Below are 19,449 nucleotides of genomic sequence, written 5' to 3'. Positions count from 1 at the left end.
TGTTCAACAGAGGACGATGGTATGCGGGGCACTTAAGCGTATGAGAACTTTTCATGGCTATTCTATAAACGCGTCAGCTAATCAAAGAGTTTAATTGATTTATAGAATTCCATAAATAAAAAGAATTGAGGGGTAGCCCTAATTTCCGGTACTCGATTCTCTGTGGCAACGTATTTTTTTAGTAGATTGGATACTGAGGATCTGCTAAATTAGAAGAATTGATGAGAATCTCGTGGCTAAGTCATCATATTGAATGATCACATTCAGGAGTTGCCGTGCGCATTATCCTTGTCATTATGTTTTGTCTGAGTATCTTGCAAACCAGTCGCGCGAGTGAAAAAATTGAAACGTTGATTGACAAACTGGTCACAGTTTCTGAGCCTGGTTTTGGATATTTAGTATACTCATCCGGAACAGAGTTTTTGCCTTACGCAGATACTGGAATGATGGGAGCACAGGTGATCGGTGCCGGTCAACCTGTTCGGAGCGAGCCACTCCGCAAGATTGTCGAACAGGGAATCGATGCTATACCCACCTTAATCAAACACATCGGCGATGAACGTAAGATTAATATGAAACCAGTGCAAGGCTTCTCGTTTACAGGATTTATCGATCTGTATGATTTCAACAATCGCACTCGGAAGGACGTTCCCAGCAATGTAAATCTCGACCTTTTCGAGAAAGATGAAAACCATCCAAACAAACATTCGATCACAGTGGGTGATCTTTGTTTTGTCGCGTTGGGACAAATTGTCAATCGTCGATTCGCGGCAACTAAGTATGTACCTACAGGAATACTGGCTGTCAGTTCGCCTTCATATTCCAAACAGCTACGCGAGGTTGTGATTAAAGATTGGCAGGATCTTACGCGGGAACAGCATATTCAGCAACTCATTCAGGATTTCAAGATGCCAGATCATGAAGGTCGCCAATTTGGGGCGTATCTTCGTTTGTCATTTTATTATCCCGAGTTTGTCGAAACGCTTGTGCTCAAACAGCTCAACAAACCGGTGTATGATGCTGACAAAATTTCAAATTTTGTTAGCGACAAGCTCTACGAGGCTGGGAACAAAGAACAACAACAAAAATTGTTTGACGAGTTTATTCGTATAAATGGCGAAACGTATGCTGGCGGAATCATGGAATCTCTCTATTATGATCTCAAGTATTTAGAAGAAGTCGGTCAAGACGATCTTGAGTTTCGTTCATCGGGATTTAAAACTCATCCGCGCGAGTTACTAGTCCAACTATTTGATCAACCGGCAAATATCAAATTCGCTGATCGTCCTTATATGTCATCTATGCCTGTATCCGAACGTATAAGTTTCATCCGCTCGCTGAGGTATGACAAAAGTAAAAAAGTGGGTGAAGTATTGCAGCGAATTTATCTTGCAGACTCGGAAGAAGCAGAGATTGCACCAGCGTGTTTGCTTGCACTGGCAAATCGTGGTTATGCAGAATTTTTAATCGATCAACTAAGAAGAATTGATTTCACTAATACCAAACACAATGAATTTTATTGGGAATGCCTAGCATCGATCAGCACGTCTAAAGACAGATTAGTTCAAGACAAGCTGCTCGAAATTGCCGAAATGACTACAAACCCCGGATATTTCTTGAAGGCACTTGATGGTGTTAAAAAACCGTATTCCCAATCGATCTTCAAGCAGGCCAAACACATTCTAGAACTTTCTTCCGAAACATCATATTATGAGGAGGGGATTTTAGAAATGATCGGTGAGCAATTTCCTGATCGTGCAAAAGTAGTCTATCAGAATTATCTTGCTACAGGCAGTGTTGATCGTGCCAAAACCATGTGCAATGTGTTGTGGTATGGCAGTTCATTATCGAAAGAAATTCTCGGTCCCTTACTCGATGATCGTCGAAATCTCACAGGTTTTGAATCCTCCATGCGAGTCTGTGATCGAGCAGCTACAGCGATCAGTCATACGACCGACAAGATCAAATTCGACAGCGACTGGTCTCTCGAGCGAAAAGATATGGTGATTATTCAACTCAAAAAATATTGTGTAACGCCAGATCAATGAAATCGTTTTCAGATTTATATAACAGCAATACTCATATCAGACCTCCTTGGATATCATTTCTTGACTGGCTTTAAAGTTCATTTTTTGTGGATCACACAAAATTTTTTTCCAGATTGAGATAGTAAGCTAAAAAAGTGTTTGGAACTATTAGTACTCTTGAGTTTCAAGTTCGTTCAATTAGGATCGAAAAATATCAGGTAAGGGGCAGTTCCAGTAAAATCGATCCCATAAACATCCAATTGTTAAAAAGAGCTTGTCAGTCTGTTCGGCTGTTTTAAGATGCCAGGCAAGAGCGAGACTTTGGGAATGATTTCTTTTGAGTCGACACTTTGAGGGCACTCCTGTAATGGTGAATCACTTTTTTAAGGAACAAACACAGAAGCTGAAAACATGCTAAGCACAATCCAATAACACAAAAAATTGCTATATGAATCACAAGCAGTTGAAACAAATTCATTGGACATACCTTTTTAACTGACTTGAAATTGTTCTTAATGAAGCATGCATTGAGAATAACTATTGATTCCTGTCGATTGTTTTAACAGTGAAAATTCAGGGATTCTTTCCCCCCATCCATGGGAGGAGCATACTCTTCCATGAGATAAGAATCCAAATGAACTGATTCAGTGCCACCAGAACAGGAAAAGTCGACTTCAAGAAATCCATCAGCACGGACCGAACGAATGATGCCAACTTTACCTTGATATTGATCGAAACCTTTTGCAGCCGCCTGGAGTGTGACGTAATATTTGCTTCTGATTGGTACTGATAATAAATGTGACTCAATGGCCATCTTGACTCAAACTTTCTTTTCTTATTTCACTTTTGATTTCTTTTAACCTGTCGAGACAGCTAGCTGCTTTCTGCTGATCGTTTGCAGCAATATAAACGTTAACGAGTCGTTTTAAACAACACTCACAAGTCAGCTCAGAAATGTATTCCGATGTGAGTTGTGCCACATATTGATAGCCTTCTTTGGCTCGATCTACCTGACTCAAAAATCCAGCCAGCCCAACTCGGTATTCGAGATGATCTGGTGCCAGCTGAATGGCTTTTTTGATTTCCTGCTCGATGATTTTTACCGGGTAGCCTGTATTTCCCATATAGAAAGCCAGGTTATAGTGTTGTTCCGCTGTGATTTCTGAATTTTCCATGACGGAAACGACGTCGTTCATTTTTGTTCCCGATTCATGCAGAAGTTTTAAACGGCTCTTCACTAAAGCAAGCAACGAAGGTTGAATGCCATTTTTTTGGAACAAGTACTTAAAGATCTCAAGAGCTAACTCCTGTTTTTCGGAATGGATGTAGCAGTCGGCTAATGCAATTTGTGCATTCTCTGAAAGTGGGATTAAGGTATTAGCTGTTTCGAAGGCATGCAGGGCACCTTGAAAGCAATTGAATTCCCGGCAGATTAAACCGCTGAATTCCCAGATTCGACCATCGTCGGGATATTCTTGCAAAAGGGTTTGAGTTAAATAGAGCCCTTCTTCCCAACGCTTTGCCTCATAAAAAAAAGTCAGGTTCTGCAACTCACTTTCAAGTACATGCATCTAGATTGGCTCCTTTATCGGTTTGTCTTTAGCCATTTGAGGTCCTACTACCTCACCCATGAATTTTTTCCAGGCTTTTTCACTTTTCAAAGCAGGGTCACTTTTTCTTAAACGTTCGAGTGTGTCGACGTCATACTTTTCCGTTGCATTCGTTATTGCATTCCACTCCTCAAGTGAGAGGGGAACTGGTTCGGAAATTTCTGTTGGCTTTCCGATTTCAATATCAGAACCGGAAGAGCAGCTATAAACGGATAGCATTATTGGGAAAAGCATTAATAACATGCACAATACGCGAAACATGACTTACTCCAGAAGCATCATTGATAGAGAGTCACGCGGTCGATCCGATAGCTCGGAAAAGTGGATGACCGCGTGGTTTTAAACATTAAATGGTCTAAGGAAACTCAACGATTTCTCCGCCAGCACGAGTAGAAAGTGCGCGATACAGATCCATGTTGATGTTCTCAGAGATAAAGTGAACTGAGCCATCTACCATCGCAAAGTGAGTTCCGCCTGGATGCAAACTGCGGAATGACCCATAACTAGTCGTACCGTTGTGCCGGTTGGGCGGATGGTGGGTTGTACCCCAGGTATAACCCGCATAGCCAAATGCCCAGACACTACCGACAACTGATGTGCCAGTTGAGGGTGATCCTGTTGGTGAAAAGTCGGTTTCTCCCATTAAGAATGTATTTGTTGTTCCATCAGTGATGTCACGCATTCTGGTCTTTTTTTCATAACTGGGACTCGTTGAACTATTAGGATTCAAAATTCGTGGGACAATCGCGCCATCAAATGCAGGTTCAGGTACTCCATAGTAAGTTGCGTAATGCAAAAGAGTCGTTTCCGGAGTTCCCGCTGAAAAGATATAGCTACAGGGAGCACGGTTTTCTGTGAGGGGAGCAGGCATCGGCATCGAAGGGCAGAGAAAAGTGGGGACAATCATCTGCACCAGCATCGCGTTGGTAAAGCCATCGCCATCTGTGTCAACAGTACTGTTACGTCTCTCTTCCGGATCCCAGCGAGAGGCAATGGCATCCTGTTCCAGGAACGGCATAATTTGAATATGTCCTGTGACCCAGGTTGTTGAGGGAAGATTCGATGGATCTGAGAGATCTTCGGTTACCTCATAATCTGAAGTTGCATAAGGAAACTCGCGAAATGTATCGTGAAAATTATGCGTCGCCAGAGCAATCTGTTTCAGGTTATTCTTACACGAACTCCGTCGGGCGGCTTCACGCGCCTGTTGGACTGCCGGTAAGAGCAGGGCAATCAGAATTGCAATAATCGCAATTACAACGAGTAATTCGATGAGGGTAAAAGCGGACCGCTTGTGTGCTGTGGAACGATCCAGACGCGTTCTACGTGACAACATGGTGGGTATCTCCTTCATTAAGAAACCAGACAAAGTGACAGAAATCACATCCCTCTTGGGAGTGAAACTCACCGGATGAATGGCTGGCTACTGAGGAGAGGTTGTAGCAGTGGTTGTAGTGAAAGGGAGCAGATGAATTCTGTTTCTCACTTCAACTATTGGCGGCAACACAAATACCTTTTGCGGGCTATTCCGGTCTAAAAAACCAGGTTTGATTACCCATCCACAGACTAAAAAAAGCTATGTATAGGGCAAAATGGGGCAATTTATTTGAGACTGAGTCTCAATTTCACTTATGATATCAAGTCGCAAAAATAAATCAAGATGTTTTACACAAGGAATCATGAAAAAAAAGAATTTCATTTTCCGGTGACAGAAAAAGGGTAGTGCAGAGCCAGGAAAATGGAGTGCTGGCTCCTTAAGCATCCCCTGTAGTTGTCCCAGTTGTCACGCATTCCCTTCGTCGTCGCTGGTTTTTTGGCTCGCTAGGAACTCCTTGCCGTGACCGTAACGAGTATCGATGGGAACTCCATCGCGGCACAAAGGACACTGCTCCGCTGGCCATCCCGATGGCACGTCATATTGGAGGAGATAGAAGTAATCGTCCACTCCATGGACCTCCTGGGCGTCATACTTACCCACGAAGAGCAAAGACGCCAGTGCCACAACCTGGCCACCAGCAGCGCGAACGGCGTCAATCGTTTGTCGAATCGAATGTCCGGTGTTCACGATGTCATCGACAACCAGCACTTTACGATTCGCCACGAGTTGGTCATAGCCGCGGCGGAGCACGAAGCGGCCACGTATCTCACCGGGTTGCGGATTCGGGTCGTGTTCCGCAAAGACGCACTTTGCCCCAAGCTCATGCGCCAACCATTCACCGACGATCAGTCCGCCCATCGCAGGTCCACAAACGATCTCGATGGAGTGATTCTCGAGCCTCTTTGCCAGCAGGTGTGTCAGTCGCTGGATACGGTCGAGATGGGGAAAGATGGCGTCTTTGTTAATCGTCATCGGAAAATGCAGCCCCGAGATGTGCACGATATGCACATTCTCAACGATGGCTCCCGATTCCCGAAAGATTTTGAGAGTTTCTTGAGCAGCTTCGTCGATCTCGTTTTGGATCATCGTCGACTCCTGTTTCGTAGCGGGCAACGCGTGCACGAAATCGAGGGTACTTTCTGACGTGCTGAGAATGAAGACCCAAGGCACAGTCATTCACTTAAGGTCGTGTAGAGTGTATCTGCCTCGTATTGCGACTGCAACTGTGTCCACAGATTGCGCACCTGATCTTAGGCCGTCGAATGACAAATTACGGTAGTCGTCGAGCCATTCATTGAGTTTGATATAGTGGTACTCCGCAGGCAGAAACAACACTACTTTTAGAACACTACTTCTTCATTGAATCAGGATGAATGCGACGCGATAGTTCGATCAGCTTCTTGACCAGTTTCGGTGAGGCACCGACCTCGGCGTGTGAGACGGTGAGCCACGTTTCATATCCGCCCAGTTCATGCTGGCGCGGCGATGGTAAATAGCCGAGATCTCCGTTGGCGAGGCCAAATACGAATGTCTCTTTGAAGGGGCTTTGCTTTTGAATGTCAAAACCGATTTCGACAAACACTTCAAAGGGGAGTGCGGCCAGGCACAGATCACCAATGCGTAAAACCTGGACGAAAGCGTCTTCCGTTTCCGGCCATTCTGAGGCTTCAATGGCCCGGCGGGCAAAGGTAACGCGTCGTGAGAACTGACGATCCTGTTGGGCTTCAGGAGTGGCCTTCTTGAGCAATTCCTTTGCGCGCCGCACCTGCGCCTCTGTGGGACGGCGACGCTTCAGAGTCACCCTCTCTGCGGCCGCATCTAAGGGAACCCAGTTCTGATATGAAATGGATTTTTCGACGCGAAGCACTTCCCGGGCGACGTCGTTTGCTACCTCGCGCATTTTTTCATAACGCGCGTAGCGTTTACGGCCAGGCTTGTTGTAATTTGCATAGTCATTATTATTCACATCGCCGCTGGCACCATTGCTGAGGATGCCGACAAACGGGGGATCTTGATTTGGTTCTGAATGCAGCTGCGCGAGCTGTCGGGCAAACATGCCAAAGTAATCCGCTGAAATATGCCCCTTGCCGACGCCACCGACATAGTGGAGCCAGTAGTTGGCCAGGAGGGTAATCGGACGACCCGAAGTTGATTCAACAGACAGCACATAGACTGTGGGATTGACAGGGCCCGCTGGCTTGTCGAGGACTTTCAGATAGCCGCCGGGATTCATGACAGCAAGCTCTACCTCACCAAACGGACTGGAACCCGTCTGCCGATCTTTCAGAAGCCAGCGGCGGTTAAACACATGCTGAGGCACTTTCCCTTTGCCCCAGCCGATGCGGGCCGGTTCCAGATTATGAAACGCCCGCTGCACACCATCTGTAATGCGGCGAATGACAAATTTCTGGTAGTCATCCAGTGGTTCGTTGAGCTTGAGATAGCTGGTCCCCCGCAGGCTCGGTGCTGAGTGCGTATGTGTGGCCGCAATCAACACATTTTCGGGAGCGAGGCCCGTTGTCTGCTGGATGCGTTTCTTCGTCGGGTTGTGGAGTTCGGTGGGAAATTTGACATTATCAATGATGACTATCGCCAGTTGTGTCTTCCCATCATCAAGGACAAGGCACCGCGCATGCAGTTCATCATGGATATGAACTGAGCCACGAGGGTGAAAGCCACCAATCAGGTCGGTTCCCAGAAAGGGTGTAATATTACTCGTCGCTGCGCCAGCACGAAACACGTTTGGCTGATTCGGTTGTGCCATAGCTGCCGCAGGAAGAACTAACACGACGATCAGAATTCGGTAGATCATAAGGGGGGCATTTATATCTAGAGCAGGGTCTTTATTATGTTCAAATTCATTCATGTGCCTTGTCCCAGTGTAAAGAATCTTAGAAAAAGGATGTTAATCTAATGTGGTGTGCAAAAAATGATTTGCTTAGGAGAGTTGGGAGTCATCGGTGTTCGGTCGTAATTTCCGTACTTTTCAATTATCTTGAATCCATGCTTCGTACAAAATTGGGAAATATCGTCCGGAAAGAGGCACTTCATTTCAATATCTTTGACTTTGATTTGTGCATCATCTAATTTACGTCGATAATCCAATTGAAAACGAAGAATTTGATTTGTCGGATCAAATTCACTGCGGGCAGATACAACTAAAGTCCCATGTTCTCGAGTATTCATTTCTTTAAAAACATAAACTTGTTCCCAAGTTCGTAACAATTTATTCGAATCCGGATTGAAGATGTCTATGAGAAAAATTCCCGTAGGTGCTAAGTTTCTTCGAACAGACTCAAAACAGCTGCTGATTTGCTCATCATCCCAAAGGTGCTGAAACGCATTCGTAGCACAAAAAATCAATTTGTAAGATTTGTTCAAGTCAAAATTGCTAAAATTGCCCAAGTGAAACTGCATATTATTACATGCCGATTCCCTAGCTTGTAATCTGCCATTATTGATCATAGGTTGAGAGATATCAATTCCATCAATTTCAATGCTCGCATTTGCAATAGGAATTCCGATTCTGCCAGACCCACATCCTAATTCAAGTACGGGTGATCCGATTTGTTGTGCAGTTTCCACAAAAAAAGAGATATCGAATTGTCTATTGCGGAACTCCTCGTCATAAAAATTTGCATCCTCATAGATGCGTAAACAATTTTCTAGAGCACGATTCATTTAAAGAATTCCATCAACATTGATTGAATATCAAAGAGACACGAGATTACAGTAACATCAGAACAATCAGAGCCAAAAACACTCGCGGGTACACCAAGTACGTTATATTCCTTCAATAATTGATCAAAGGTAAAATTGACTGTTGAAAAATATCCTACTTCTGGTGGTTGCCAATTAGGTTGAAAGGCATTAATAGATGCACTCAACCGATTCCACTCAGCAAAAAATACAGATTGCAGTTTTTGAGGTAAGGCTAGGTGTTCACAGAATGTCCCTACCCAATCAGTAGTCAATTCGATTTGTTGTTGAAAATACAGTTCGATTAATTTGTTTGCTCCAACTGCCATCCCAAACTGGCTCGGCATCAGCCAAGGCTTTGATAACGAAAAGAGACATATACACTGATCGGTACGTATGAATTGCTCATAGATCCGATAATCTTTTTCAAAGGCATATGCCGCATCAATAATCAACAATCGTGATTGATCAGTGGCTAACCAGTTCATGATAGTACTGACTTCTTTCCTCTTAAGATAACGTCCCAATGGCATCAACGGTAACGTGAGTAGCATGGCAGCTGTTTGATCATTTCTTTCATCTAAAAATTCTAGGTTCAAATCAGGAATCGTTTGGTATTGCTGATAAGGGTATTCCTTTAACAGTTGAGCGTAAACTGGGTAAACATCCTTAGGCAAGATGATTGTCATTTGATTGAGTTTAAACATCTCAAACAGATTCGAGAGAAGGCTGCGAATACCGCAATCTGTGATCACTTGCCTATTCTCAAGATTCAATCTTGTGGCGTTCTGCCATGCTGAAATTGCTTCGGTAAAGGTATATTCTTTTCGAGGCGTGATAGCCAGAGGTACAAATTCGCTTAGCGCTTTCTGAGTGTTCATACAATCAAGGCGCAGAGGATTAGATTCAAGAAACGACTCCTTAGCTGCCCTGTATTCTTGGTAATTCACGGCAACAGCACTTCACTTCTACGATCTTCTAATGAAGTCAAACAGCGACCATCGGCCATAATGTTCCAGCTTCGACAGAGACCATTACTTCGTTCCCAAAGCAAACTTGGTTCAGTATATGCGGCTATTTTCATTGGAACTCCCTTGATGGTACGTTTATAAATCGGCGACCCCCACGGCAATTTTTCTATCCGATTCCAATTTTCAGATTGCAGGTACTCCAAAAGAAGGCTCAAGGATATTTGATGTGCTTCGCTCCAATCGTTAGCTGGCTTAGAATAATATACTGACTCGACACTGGTTGAAACATACAATTCTTTAAAACAGATTTCCTGCACATTCAATGAAGCTGCCCAGTCAACATAACGTTGGATCGAAACAAGGTTATCAATTCCCCCTTTCTGCAAAACACAGATCAACCGTATCGAAAGTGTCGGAAAGCGATCTTTGAATGTACTTATAACATCTGTAATCCCTGAAACATCGATATCCAGATTCATGATTTGACGATTGGTTTCGGGATTCCAGTGATGATGGGAAACTGCGAGTGTGGTCAGACCAGCAGACTGAAGCTCTTCAAGAAAATGTAAGCGCTCAACAAACGGTAATTCAGTTAAGACATAACCATTGGTAATCAGAACGATTTTCTCAGGAAAATATTGAGACGCAAGTCGGATGAGATCTAATAATTTCCTGCGAGGGTAGAGCGTAGGTTCTCCTCCGCCAGTAATGACTGCCCGACCTGCACCACGTCTTTTAGCTCTTTCAAACAGGAGTTCGATATGTTCCAAAGACAACACTCCAAGATCTTGATCAACGGATGCTGACGACTTGGAAAAACAAAAGGAACATTTCGCCTGGCATCCAATTGCAACGGGTAGCACAGAAATTGACCTTGGTGTGAGTTGATTATAGGTCATCAGTTCGTTTTGAAGCACCATCAATGAACGTGCCATCAACTCCTCTACTGAGAATTCTCTCAGTGAGCCATCTTCATTAAGGAGATACACACGATGGATGCGAATGCCGCTATTTTTGACATATTGTCCCAGACCTGTAAGTTCAGTGACGAACAATTCCTCCTCTAAGACTCTTGTCTCCATGACAACCAGTTCATTATTCGGCAAATCGAGTTTTGCCAACAGCTTGTAGTTTTTCTCAATTCCAATTGATAAGTCATCGAATTCAAGCAAATGGAACTTGTCTCGAAACGTACTCTCAGCGATACGTGACTTAGAATATTCTTGGCTATATTTATCGTAACCACGTGCAAAATTAGAGAGTACGGTTACATGAAACCGTGAGACAACACTAGTACTCGATGGTTTTGTAGTGCTTTTTCTATTTTTCAAATCAAATGTATCCATTTTACTATTCCAGCTTGACTCACCAAGATCTTTTAAGACACATTAAGAATTGCAAATATAATAGTGTGTATAATACACTAAGTCAAGCGGTTGTTTATTAATTCTGGATTACCAAAAATATGGTTCTCTATATGAGATTCTGAATCTAGAGAGAACAAAAATGGGCAAGTACAGAAAATCGAATCTTGCCTCATTAAACATTTCTCTTAAGAGGTGGATTCATTTTTATCGAGACCGATTTCTTTTACAATGCTCTCAAGCCACCGAATTCTGCTCAAGAGGCAAGCTATTTGCATTCAAGCTGCCACAGCTCTTGTAGGGGGTGTGGTACAAGCCGAAATTTCAATCAGTACCTTTCTTTCAAGGTCGATGAAATATCTTCATCCGGTAATTGAAAAGTTGCGTGTTTTCGTTTTCAAGTCATCTGGTTTTGATTGAAGAAAGGCTTTCCACTCTTGCAACACCCTTAAGAACCCATCAATGCTGAGAATTTGAAAGTACTCCTCGTCATGCAACGAATAAATCTTCGCCTTGTTTTTTCTGAACTCAACGCCCCAAGTTTCTCGGTGCCAGTCAGAAGATTCTAATTCTCCCGTTGCCACAGACTTGATCTTTTTTATGCCTTCATCCGGCCATGGTATTGTTTCCAAATTACACAGCCCTCCACTATCCGTTATAACACAATCCAACAGGCTGACACCGTCTTGGTTGAGAAAAGTTGAGTTGCTGACGGGAGTATAACCGTCGGCCTCACGTTTCCACGAAAAATTGAAATTGATATTCATTTTGTCATTAAAAGATTAAAAGGGAAAAGATCAAAGGAGCAGGTCCAAAATCATCGGGACCTGCCCCAATTATCACGTTCCAGGCTTTCATCACTCCTCATCAACCGGAGATTCCTCTGGTAAGTGCGGCGGCGAATCTTCTTCTGGCTGAGTTCCTTTTTTGGAGGACAACCAGGCATACTCTGGAAGCCAGCGGGCTTTGTGGGCGCTGATGAGAAACGCGATCAATAAGGCGCCCACAGACCAGATAAATGCGGTGACCGCCTCGCGACTGAGCGATTGCGTTGCCAGCCGAAATCCAAACGTTGCACACGCATAAAATAAAATGCTCAGCGTGCCTGCAAAGGAATACAAAAACCAGCGCTGGGACCAGAGGCGGGCGATCAATAAACAGGCAATGGCCCACACGCTCACATAAGCAAGTCGCCAGATCAGCGGGATTTCGGCCGCGCGTTCATTGACGATCAAGATAATCGATACCAGCGGGACCAGCAGAGCACTGATACAAAGTAGTACCCGGCTGAAATCATCATTCAAAGTCAGTCCTAATATCAGCGCGGAAATCCACAACATGTGAAAACAGGTCGTAAAGCGATACTGGAACAGGATCGTCTCCGGTACTACAATCCAGATCCCCAGTGTCGCCGCCAGAATCCCTGCCGTGCAGATTCCTGAAGAACGCTTGTGAATTCCCAATCCTAAAAGTACGATTCCATCAATGAGCAACGGCCAGGGGATGGGCTCAATGAGCGTCCGCGAACCGAGCGTCTGTGGCCCGACAATTGAGAAAAGCGCGCACGCTCCCAGCACGCCCCAGACTGCGCCTGGCACTCGACGAACCATCGCCCAGAGATAAAAGCCCAGCAGCAACCAGAGTGTCATCCAAATGGGAGAGCCCATCACATCTGTCACTTTGAAAAGAAAACCATTGTGAACTGGTCCGGTTCCCGCAGGCATTGCCAGTAAGAGTAACAACGGAGAAAATCGAATCACGCCTGCCTGAAAGGCTTTATTGTTCGTAACCAGCCCTCCCTCCAACAGTAACAGAAGTAAGACGAACCCGAGCGGAATTAAAAAATAGAATCCCCACAAGGTATCAAAGGAAATCAAGGGGGGCCCGCTTACACCTTGGACCCACATCGGTCCCGCAGGCCCGAACGTGAGACAGAGTGCAAACGATCTTAAACTGACGCAAGCGGCAATCACGCCAAACGCAATCCAGGGAAACCAGGGCCAGCCCCAGGGAGTTCCGTTCCTTTTGACATAAGCAACGCCGCCACGAACTGCAGGCAGCAGGCACAAAAACAGGAGGGAGGCAGCGACCAGGAAGAGAAACAGCATCCATTCCAGCGAAGCAGACGAACGCGGATGCATCTCTGGAGAACACCACCAGGGAGCCACATAAAACAGTGCCAGAAACAGATGATAAGGAATGCGATAACGTAACCCCAGACGAATGCCTGTTCCCCACAAGACGGCTTCGGAAACAATCACCGAAAAGAGAAAGCCGGCGATCATCAGGGTCATTCCCTGATCAGGAGTAATGCGGGAAAACAGATCATCCATACTGACTGAGACCCCGAGAAACAGCAGCAGCAAGAGCAACAGAATCGACCGCGCATCTTCCCAGACCTTGCCCCAACGCACAATCAGCACGCCGATCCCTGCTAAGAGCAGGGTGTACCCAGCCAACACTCCCATCATGATCCAACAGTTGATGGACCCAATCTCAATGGTCCCGTAAGCAGACCGCACGGCAAACAACATCAACACCGCACTAATGACATAGAACGGATTGTGGTTGTAGAGATAGCGCAAGACCGAGCGGTGAGAAGTAGAAGCAGTCATATCAGCCTCCTCTCAGAAATGAAATAAAATATAAGACCCCAAGAACAGGGGAAAAAAGACGGGTTCACTTCTATAGAAATGGCATTATACCAAAATTGTTTAAATGGTTTGATAAAAAAATGATCGGCGCTCGAAATTTAAAAAAAGTATAAAACTCGTTTTTGCAGAGTGTTGTTTTCGATGAATTTGATCTTTTTTGATTCGTATTATTGCTCAAGTTTTAACGAACCCAATTTTCCGTTCCGTGTCTTTTGATACCAGAAACTCTTATCTATTTTTTAGAGAAAGAAAAATATATCCGCGACCTGTTTTAAACTTAAAGCTAAGTAACGGTCTTTTACCGGTATCAATTAAAACATGCGATCCATGAATGGTGTTTACCATGAGTAAGAAAAAGTTCAAAAATAAAAGAGGAGACATTTCGCCCGATCTTCGAGAACACATTCAGGCACTCAACCTCAGAACGGTTGAGGAGTATCGTAAATGGTGCGATCAACATGGATTCTGTAATAGGACGAATAAAACGTGGAAAGTTCTCTATCGCGAACGAGTATTCTATGAGCGAACGGTGGAGGAAGAGAAACGGATTCAGGAAAAGCGAAAACAGAATAAACTGAACGGCGTGATAAAAGATATTTGTCGCGGTCACCTGTTAGCCAAAGATGTCAGCCAACCAGAACAACAGATTCTGTGTGCGTTAATTCAAGAAAATTCAAAACGCAGACGCCGTCCCAGAGTAAAAACTCGTATTTTGGAACGTGTGCTTGAGCATCTGGAACCCTGGAATCAACTTTTCAGGGCAGAGAGTGTAATTCCTGGACTGGAAACTTCACCCTTTAATACATATCTGGGAGGACTGATTTGGATCACAGGACGTCATGCTGACTGGATCCGACCCATTGAAAAGTGGAAACCACAAACGAATAATGCACATCAGATGTTTGCTTCGTTGTTACGTCATCTGTTTGCGAAGTATGAGGTTCCTCGTTTCCTTGACAGCGTTTGGTTTCTGAAACCTTCCAAAGAAGCAAGGCTGATGCAGAAATGGTACCTAAATGCAGGCAGGGGAATCAGAATTCCCATCAGTGAATTCCCGATTCCCTACACCAGAAAAATGTTACATCAGTTTTTACAGGCACCGCATCGTCTGAATATTTATCAGGCGATACGTTATGGTCAAATAAAAAACATGGGAGGTAGCGAGCAGCAAATTGATGCCATGTTGGCAACTCGTCTGGGAAGAAGCTTCGAAGACGAGTCGTTCTGGGTTACCGTGATTCGTTGGTTTATTGCACATCCGATGTTGGATCCTGCCAAGTATGAATCCATCATGGAGTACATTCAATACCATCGCTTTGGTTCTCATGCGAACTCGCAGGTTCAGGAAGAACGTGATCAACATCCTCCGTTGCTGCCTAATTTTACAATAAGAGATCGTCGTCCGGAAACATTGTTAGACGCAGTAGAGGATTGGCATCGTGAAATCGAATTGCGAAAAGAGGACAAGTATCTAACCGGAGTATGGAACCCTTCCACAATCGATGAGTTTGAAATGTATGAAGGATCGGATGAAAGCAATATTCTTGTATGTTGGACAATCCATGAATTATTGGACGCAGATTCGCTTTATTTCGAAGGTCAGACGTTGAATCATTGCGTTTCATCGTATGCTGCTCGCTGTGAACAGGGATCGTGTTCGATCTGGTCGCTGGAGTGTGAAACCTTCGATGGACGTATGAAAGTGTTGACGATTGAAGTGGCAAACTCCACAAAATCGATATGTGAGGTAAGAGGGAAATCTAACCGAGATGCGACAGCATACGAAAATCAAATCCTGAAACGCTGGGCTAATCAAGCAGGTTTGAATTTTTCTCTTCAAGCATAGCAAAATTAAAAAAGGGCTCTCGATAATCCGTCGGGAGCCCTTTTGTTTAAATCGCACACTCATTAAAAAATGTCGAGTCCGACTTTAAATGACAAAAATCAAACTCATGCTTTTTATCATCGATTCCACTTGTTTCGTGGTCACTCCTGTTTGAAGAGGGCGTGCACATTCATGCGTTGTAACTTGTCAGCCAACTCACACGCGTGATTGCGGAACAGGATCATGCCGATGTCGGGACGAGTATGAACGAGTTGCAGGAGTGCATCTCTGGAAAAAAGCATCGCCTGCCCCGGACTTTTGACATAAGCCAGGACGCGATGAGAGGGTTCCGAAACCGAGGCCAGATCGCCCAGCGATTCATCAGGCCCGATGGAGCCGACGGTCTTTGCATGACAATTCTGAATCTCAATTTCTCCGGAGATGATGACGCGGATTTTGTCAGCGGGATCCTCCGGGCGAAACAAGACACGCCCTTCTGGCAGTGTTTCCAGTTCTGCTGAAGCAGCGACATACTGTTGTTGCTCTTCCGACAAACCTGCAAACAAAGGGGCCGTCTTCACGGCCTGAATCAGTTTGGGAAGTGCCGTTCTCAACCTGAGTGATTGATCCACCAGGTCTGCAATGGGCTTCCCCGGTTCAAACACTTGTAATGCATCCCCATTCCAGGTGGTCAGGAGGCAGACCATACGCACGATATCCAAACGCTCGACATCGTGAAAAACCATTGCCGGAATATAGGCGGCAGGCAGAAATCCATTCTCCAACAGTGTCTGCTGCATTTGCGTTGAGAATGCGCTGACGTCTACTTCCAGATAGTCAATGCCGTACTCTTCCCGGCAGCGCCTGACAAGTTCGGAGACCAGATAGTAAATAGGCGAATCATCCAGAGAAACCAGTTCAAAGATTTTTCCGGTTCGTTCGTGTTCATCAATCATGAATCCAATGGCACCCACCATCACACCATCGCGATACGCGAGCAGGTATTGTCCCTGACTGACACGTAATTGAAACAGACCATAGTGCAATCGCATCCGTCCGAAGATTTCCCGGTGTTTGATCCGGCCCCGTTCAAAACGGAGTAGTACGGGATACAATTCAGACTCCATCTCCTGGATCTGAAACTGTTTGACATGCGGATAGGCCCGTGGTTCCGCTTCAATAATGGCATCACAATTCAGCTGGCAATTTTCCAGCGCGAGTTTGGCAAGCGGATAGATTTCTGGAATGAGATGCGGATGGTTACGTCGAAGTTCGAGTGCATGTCCGAAGTGACAGACATATAAGGCCGCTGATTCCCGATCGCCGAGTTGAAATTTGTTGGGCAGCAAGCCGACTGGATGAAAACCATGCTGGTGGGAGATGCGTTGGGAAAACTCATGGGCACTCCGATTCTCGACAATCCCCACATGCAAGCGGTCTTGAACGAATTCCACGCGCGCCTTCATCAATTTTCCGCCAATCCCCTGACCGCGGCCTTGAGGATGGACAACCAGACGACCGAATTCGGCAAGGAGATCGGCATGCGCACCGACCTCCAACAGGACAGACGCAGTTCCAAGAACCGCACCCGTATCAGACTCTTCTGCGACCAGAAACAGCGTGTCGTCACTCAAGATCATTCGTTTGAGCGATTGGATGTCATAATACTGGGGGTAGAAATAATCGTCGCCATACGCAATCTGAAACATCTCGCTGATTGCTTCGACATCGGACTCACAGGCTCTTCGAATCACGATCATGGTTTCATTCTCCCTCTTCAAGGAGTCGGCGGCCACCGGCGAGCGCGATGGCGTGAAAATATGTTGCGCCCACATTCAAAGCCTGCTCGTCAAAGTCAAAGCGGCTGGAATGGGCCGGATATCCCTCTTTCCCTGCCAGCACGCTTCCGAATCTCACATAGCAGCCGGGTACTTCCTCCATGTAATACGCGAAATCTTCTCCCCCCATATTGGCGATTTCGAGTTTGCGCAAAGTCGCTTCTCCCAGTGATTCCCGTACTGCTTCCCGGGCCAGTTCAGCAATGTCCGGTGGATTGGAGAGAGGTGGTGTCCCCAGGTCAATCGTGACTTCGATCTTCGCATTATGTAAATCTCCAATCGATCGCGCGATGCGTTCAATCGAGCGTTGAAGATCTTCACGAACAGACTGCTCCTGTGCACGAATCGAGCCATCGAGCTGGGCAGTTGAGGCGATGACATTGGAAGCCGAGCCTGCTTTGAAATGACCGACTGTCACCACCGACGGATGGGCCGGGTTGACTTCCCGTGAAACAATCGTTTGTAACGCCATCACCAACAGCGAACCGACGACCACCGAATCAATGGCTTCGTGAGGACGGGCGGCATGTCCACCCGCACCTTGGATTTTGATGTGAAATTGATCGCTGGACGCATTCACGGGACCATCGGTGACTGCCACGGTCCCCGCCGGAAAATGTCGATCTAAATGACCGCCGAAAATCAGCGCGACATTTTCCAGGACGCCGGCTTCGATCATCGATTTTGCCCCTTTTCCGGTTTCTTCGGCAGGTTGGAAAAGGAAACGAATGGGCGCCGGTCGGTGTTTTTCTTGAACTAATAACGCGGCCGCTCCGAGCAACATACTTGTGTGACCATCATGTCCGCAGGCATGCATCACACCCGGAACCTGAGAGGCAAAAGGTAATCCGGTTTCTTCCTGAATCGGCAACGCATCCATATCGGCACGCAACGCGACAAAGGGAAGATCATGCTCTCCCGGGAGTTCCGCCACAATCCCGGTACCAGCGACGCCTCGTTTGTAAGGAATTTCTAACTCATCTAAAAACGCTGCGATTCGATCAGAGGTTTTATACTCATGCCAGCTTAGCTCGGGCTCAGCATGTATCGCGCGTCGAAATGACACAATTTGCTCAAACAGTTTCGAATCGAGTCCCGTCATGGTTACACCTCTGCTGACTTGTGTCATTGCCCGGAATCATCGCCCATGATGTTTGGATCCGGTGCTCATTAAATTCATCACTTCACATTCTTTATTGTACCAAATCGGAGCGTACAATTCACGTTTTGAATCGAGTGATTCCATTGCTTATTGAGATGTGTTATCCAGCAAACAATTAAAAAAGGAGTAGGACTCACTGATTCGTCCCGTTCCCCTTTTTATTTTCTCAATCGATGATTGCCAGTCGAATCTATGGTGAAACAGAAGGCGTTTTTTGGGCCACCTGATCTTCCCGTTCAAGATCCATGTGTCGTTTGGCTGTCTCATTCAAAGCTCGCGTCGCGATGGCAATTGTGAGCCCCACCACGACCATTCCGATCAGACCAATACAGACACTGATCAGTTTTCCCAGAGGCGTCTCTGGCGTAATATCGCCATAGCCAATCGTGAGCCCGGTGATCAATGTAAAATAGATTGCGTCTCCAAAGTCGAGGTTTTCAAATCTCCAGATCAGAATCGCGCCCAGCAACAAGGTTAACAGAAGTGCCACGAAGACCTCGCGCACATAAGAGGCATAACGTACAAAGGCACTGAAGAATTCAACAAAAAGAGGAAGGCGTTTGCGAAGTAAGTGCTTTAACATGAGATCTCTCTCTGATGAAGGAATGAGAAATGAAGTCAGGCTTGAGAGATAGGATGCAGATGCGTTAACCGGGGCCTGCTCTCGTCTTATTCGATGTGATGAATGTTACCGTTTTCAAAGTGCGGTGAACAGATTAATCTTCGATCGTTACGTGCCCTTAGGTAGAAAGAAAACAGGGCAGATACTTTTCTCTGACACCTTTCCCGTTTGACTTCAAACCACAGTAAAGCTGCTTGATTCGTCCTGTTCCACATGTTACTTTTGAATGAGACAGAATCTGTGTCGTTTCGAAACACGTCGTTCAATTCCTCGGTTGACCTGAACGGTGTCTGATACAG

The 19,449-nt window shown here is 45.6% G+C and carries 16 protein-coding genes; 2 read left to right on the top strand and 14 right to left on the bottom strand.

The window, feature by feature from the left end; translation table 11 throughout:
- The first annotated feature begins 275 nt into the window (after window positions 1–275).
- Window positions 276–2,048, top strand: coding sequence for a hypothetical protein (locus V144x_RS23300; RefSeq protein WP_144988697.1), 1,773 nt, complete (start codon window positions 276–278; stop codon window positions 2,046–2,048).
- Between the two features lie 538 nt (window positions 2,049–2,586).
- Here V144x_RS23300 and V144x_RS23295 read toward each other — a convergent pair.
- From V144x_RS23295 to V144x_RS23245, 11 genes are all read right to left on the bottom strand, one after another.
- Window positions 2,587–2,841, bottom strand: a complete 255-nt coding sequence (locus tag V144x_RS23295; protein WP_144988695.1) for a hypothetical protein — start codon at window positions 2,839–2,841, stop codon at window positions 2,587–2,589.
- Complete coding sequence (locus V144x_RS23290; RefSeq protein WP_144988693.1) at window positions 2,831–3,598, bottom strand: tetratricopeptide repeat protein; 768 nt, start codon at window positions 3,596–3,598, stop codon at window positions 2,831–2,833. Before V144x_RS23290 ends, V144x_RS23295 begins: the two co-directional genes overlap by 11 nt.
- The gene (locus V144x_RS23285; RefSeq protein ID WP_144988691.1) at window positions 3,599–3,898 is read right to left on the bottom strand and encodes a hypothetical protein; all 300 of its coding nucleotides are present in this window, start codon (window positions 3,896–3,898) and stop codon (window positions 3,599–3,601) included.
- Between the two features lie 94 nt (window positions 3,899–3,992).
- Window positions 3,993–4,973, bottom strand: coding sequence for a DUF1559 domain-containing protein (locus V144x_RS23280; RefSeq protein ID WP_144988689.1), 981 nt, complete (start codon window positions 4,971–4,973; stop codon window positions 3,993–3,995).
- 447 nt (window positions 4,974–5,420) lie between these two features.
- Window positions 5,421–6,101, bottom strand: coding sequence for a phosphoribosyltransferase family protein (locus tag V144x_RS23275; RefSeq protein ID WP_197998603.1), 681 nt, complete (start codon window positions 6,099–6,101; stop codon window positions 5,421–5,423).
- A 262-nt stretch (window positions 6,102–6,363) separates the two neighbouring features.
- Window positions 6,364–7,881 carry a neutral/alkaline non-lysosomal ceramidase N-terminal domain-containing protein gene (locus tag V144x_RS23270; RefSeq protein ID WP_144988685.1) on the bottom strand — a complete coding sequence of 506 codons (1,518 nt, stop codon included), beginning with the start codon at window positions 7,879–7,881 and terminating at the stop codon, window positions 6,364–6,366.
- Between the two features lie 44 nt (window positions 7,882–7,925).
- Window positions 7,926–8,696 (bottom strand): class I SAM-dependent methyltransferase, encoded by a 771-nt coding sequence (locus V144x_RS23265; RefSeq protein ID WP_144988683.1) that lies wholly within the window; start codon window positions 8,694–8,696, stop codon window positions 7,926–7,928.
- A complete protein-coding gene (locus tag V144x_RS23260) occupies window positions 8,693–9,664 on the bottom strand; it encodes an aminotransferase class I/II-fold pyridoxal phosphate-dependent enzyme (RefSeq protein ID WP_144988681.1) in 972 nt (323 codons plus the stop codon). The genes V144x_RS23265 and V144x_RS23260 overlap by 4 nt, the downstream gene beginning before the upstream one ends.
- Entirely contained in the window at window positions 9,661–11,031 is a 1,371-nt protein-coding gene (locus V144x_RS23255) for a radical SAM protein (RefSeq protein WP_144988679.1), read from the bottom strand. Before V144x_RS23255 ends, V144x_RS23260 begins: the two co-directional genes overlap by 4 nt.
- Before the next feature lie 380 nt (window positions 11,032–11,411).
- Complete coding sequence (locus V144x_RS23250) at window positions 11,412–11,816, bottom strand: hypothetical protein (protein WP_144988677.1); 405 nt, start codon at window positions 11,814–11,816, stop codon at window positions 11,412–11,414.
- A gap of 90 nt (window positions 11,817–11,906) precedes the next feature.
- Entirely contained in the window at window positions 11,907–13,664 is a 1,758-nt protein-coding gene (locus V144x_RS23245; protein ID WP_144988675.1) for a hypothetical protein, read from the bottom strand.
- 382 nt (window positions 13,665–14,046) lie between these two features.
- Here V144x_RS23245 and V144x_RS23240 point away from each other — a divergent pair, with 382 nt between their 5' ends.
- Window positions 14,047–15,549 (top strand): PcfJ domain-containing protein, encoded by a 1,503-nt coding sequence (locus V144x_RS23240; RefSeq protein WP_197998602.1) that lies wholly within the window; start codon window positions 14,047–14,049, stop codon window positions 15,547–15,549.
- Window positions 15,550–15,689: 140 nt separating this feature from the next.
- Here the strand turns inward: V144x_RS23240 and V144x_RS23235 are convergent, their stop codons facing one another.
- From V144x_RS23235 to V144x_RS23225, 3 genes are all read right to left on the bottom strand, one after another.
- Complete coding sequence (locus V144x_RS23235; RefSeq protein WP_197998601.1) at window positions 15,690–17,288, bottom strand: GNAT family N-acetyltransferase; 1,599 nt, start codon at window positions 17,286–17,288, stop codon at window positions 15,690–15,692.
- A 4-nt stretch (window positions 17,289–17,292) separates the two neighbouring features.
- Window positions 17,293–18,495, bottom strand: a complete 1,203-nt coding sequence (locus tag V144x_RS23230) for a M20 metallopeptidase family protein (RefSeq protein ID WP_197998600.1) — start codon at window positions 18,493–18,495, stop codon at window positions 17,293–17,295.
- 223 nt (window positions 18,496–18,718) lie between these two features.
- The gene (locus V144x_RS23225; RefSeq protein ID WP_144988669.1) at window positions 18,719–19,111 is read right to left on the bottom strand and encodes a potassium channel family protein; all 393 of its coding nucleotides are present in this window, start codon (window positions 19,109–19,111) and stop codon (window positions 18,719–18,721) included.
- Window positions 19,112–19,449 lie beyond the last annotated feature (338 nt).

Source organism: Gimesia aquarii, assembly GCF_007748195.1.
Classification (GTDB): domain Bacteria; phylum Planctomycetota; class Planctomycetia; order Planctomycetales; family Planctomycetaceae; genus Gimesia; species Gimesia aquarii.
Note: the sequence above shows the minus strand (reverse complement) of the source record. Positions and strands in the feature narration are given on the sequence as shown.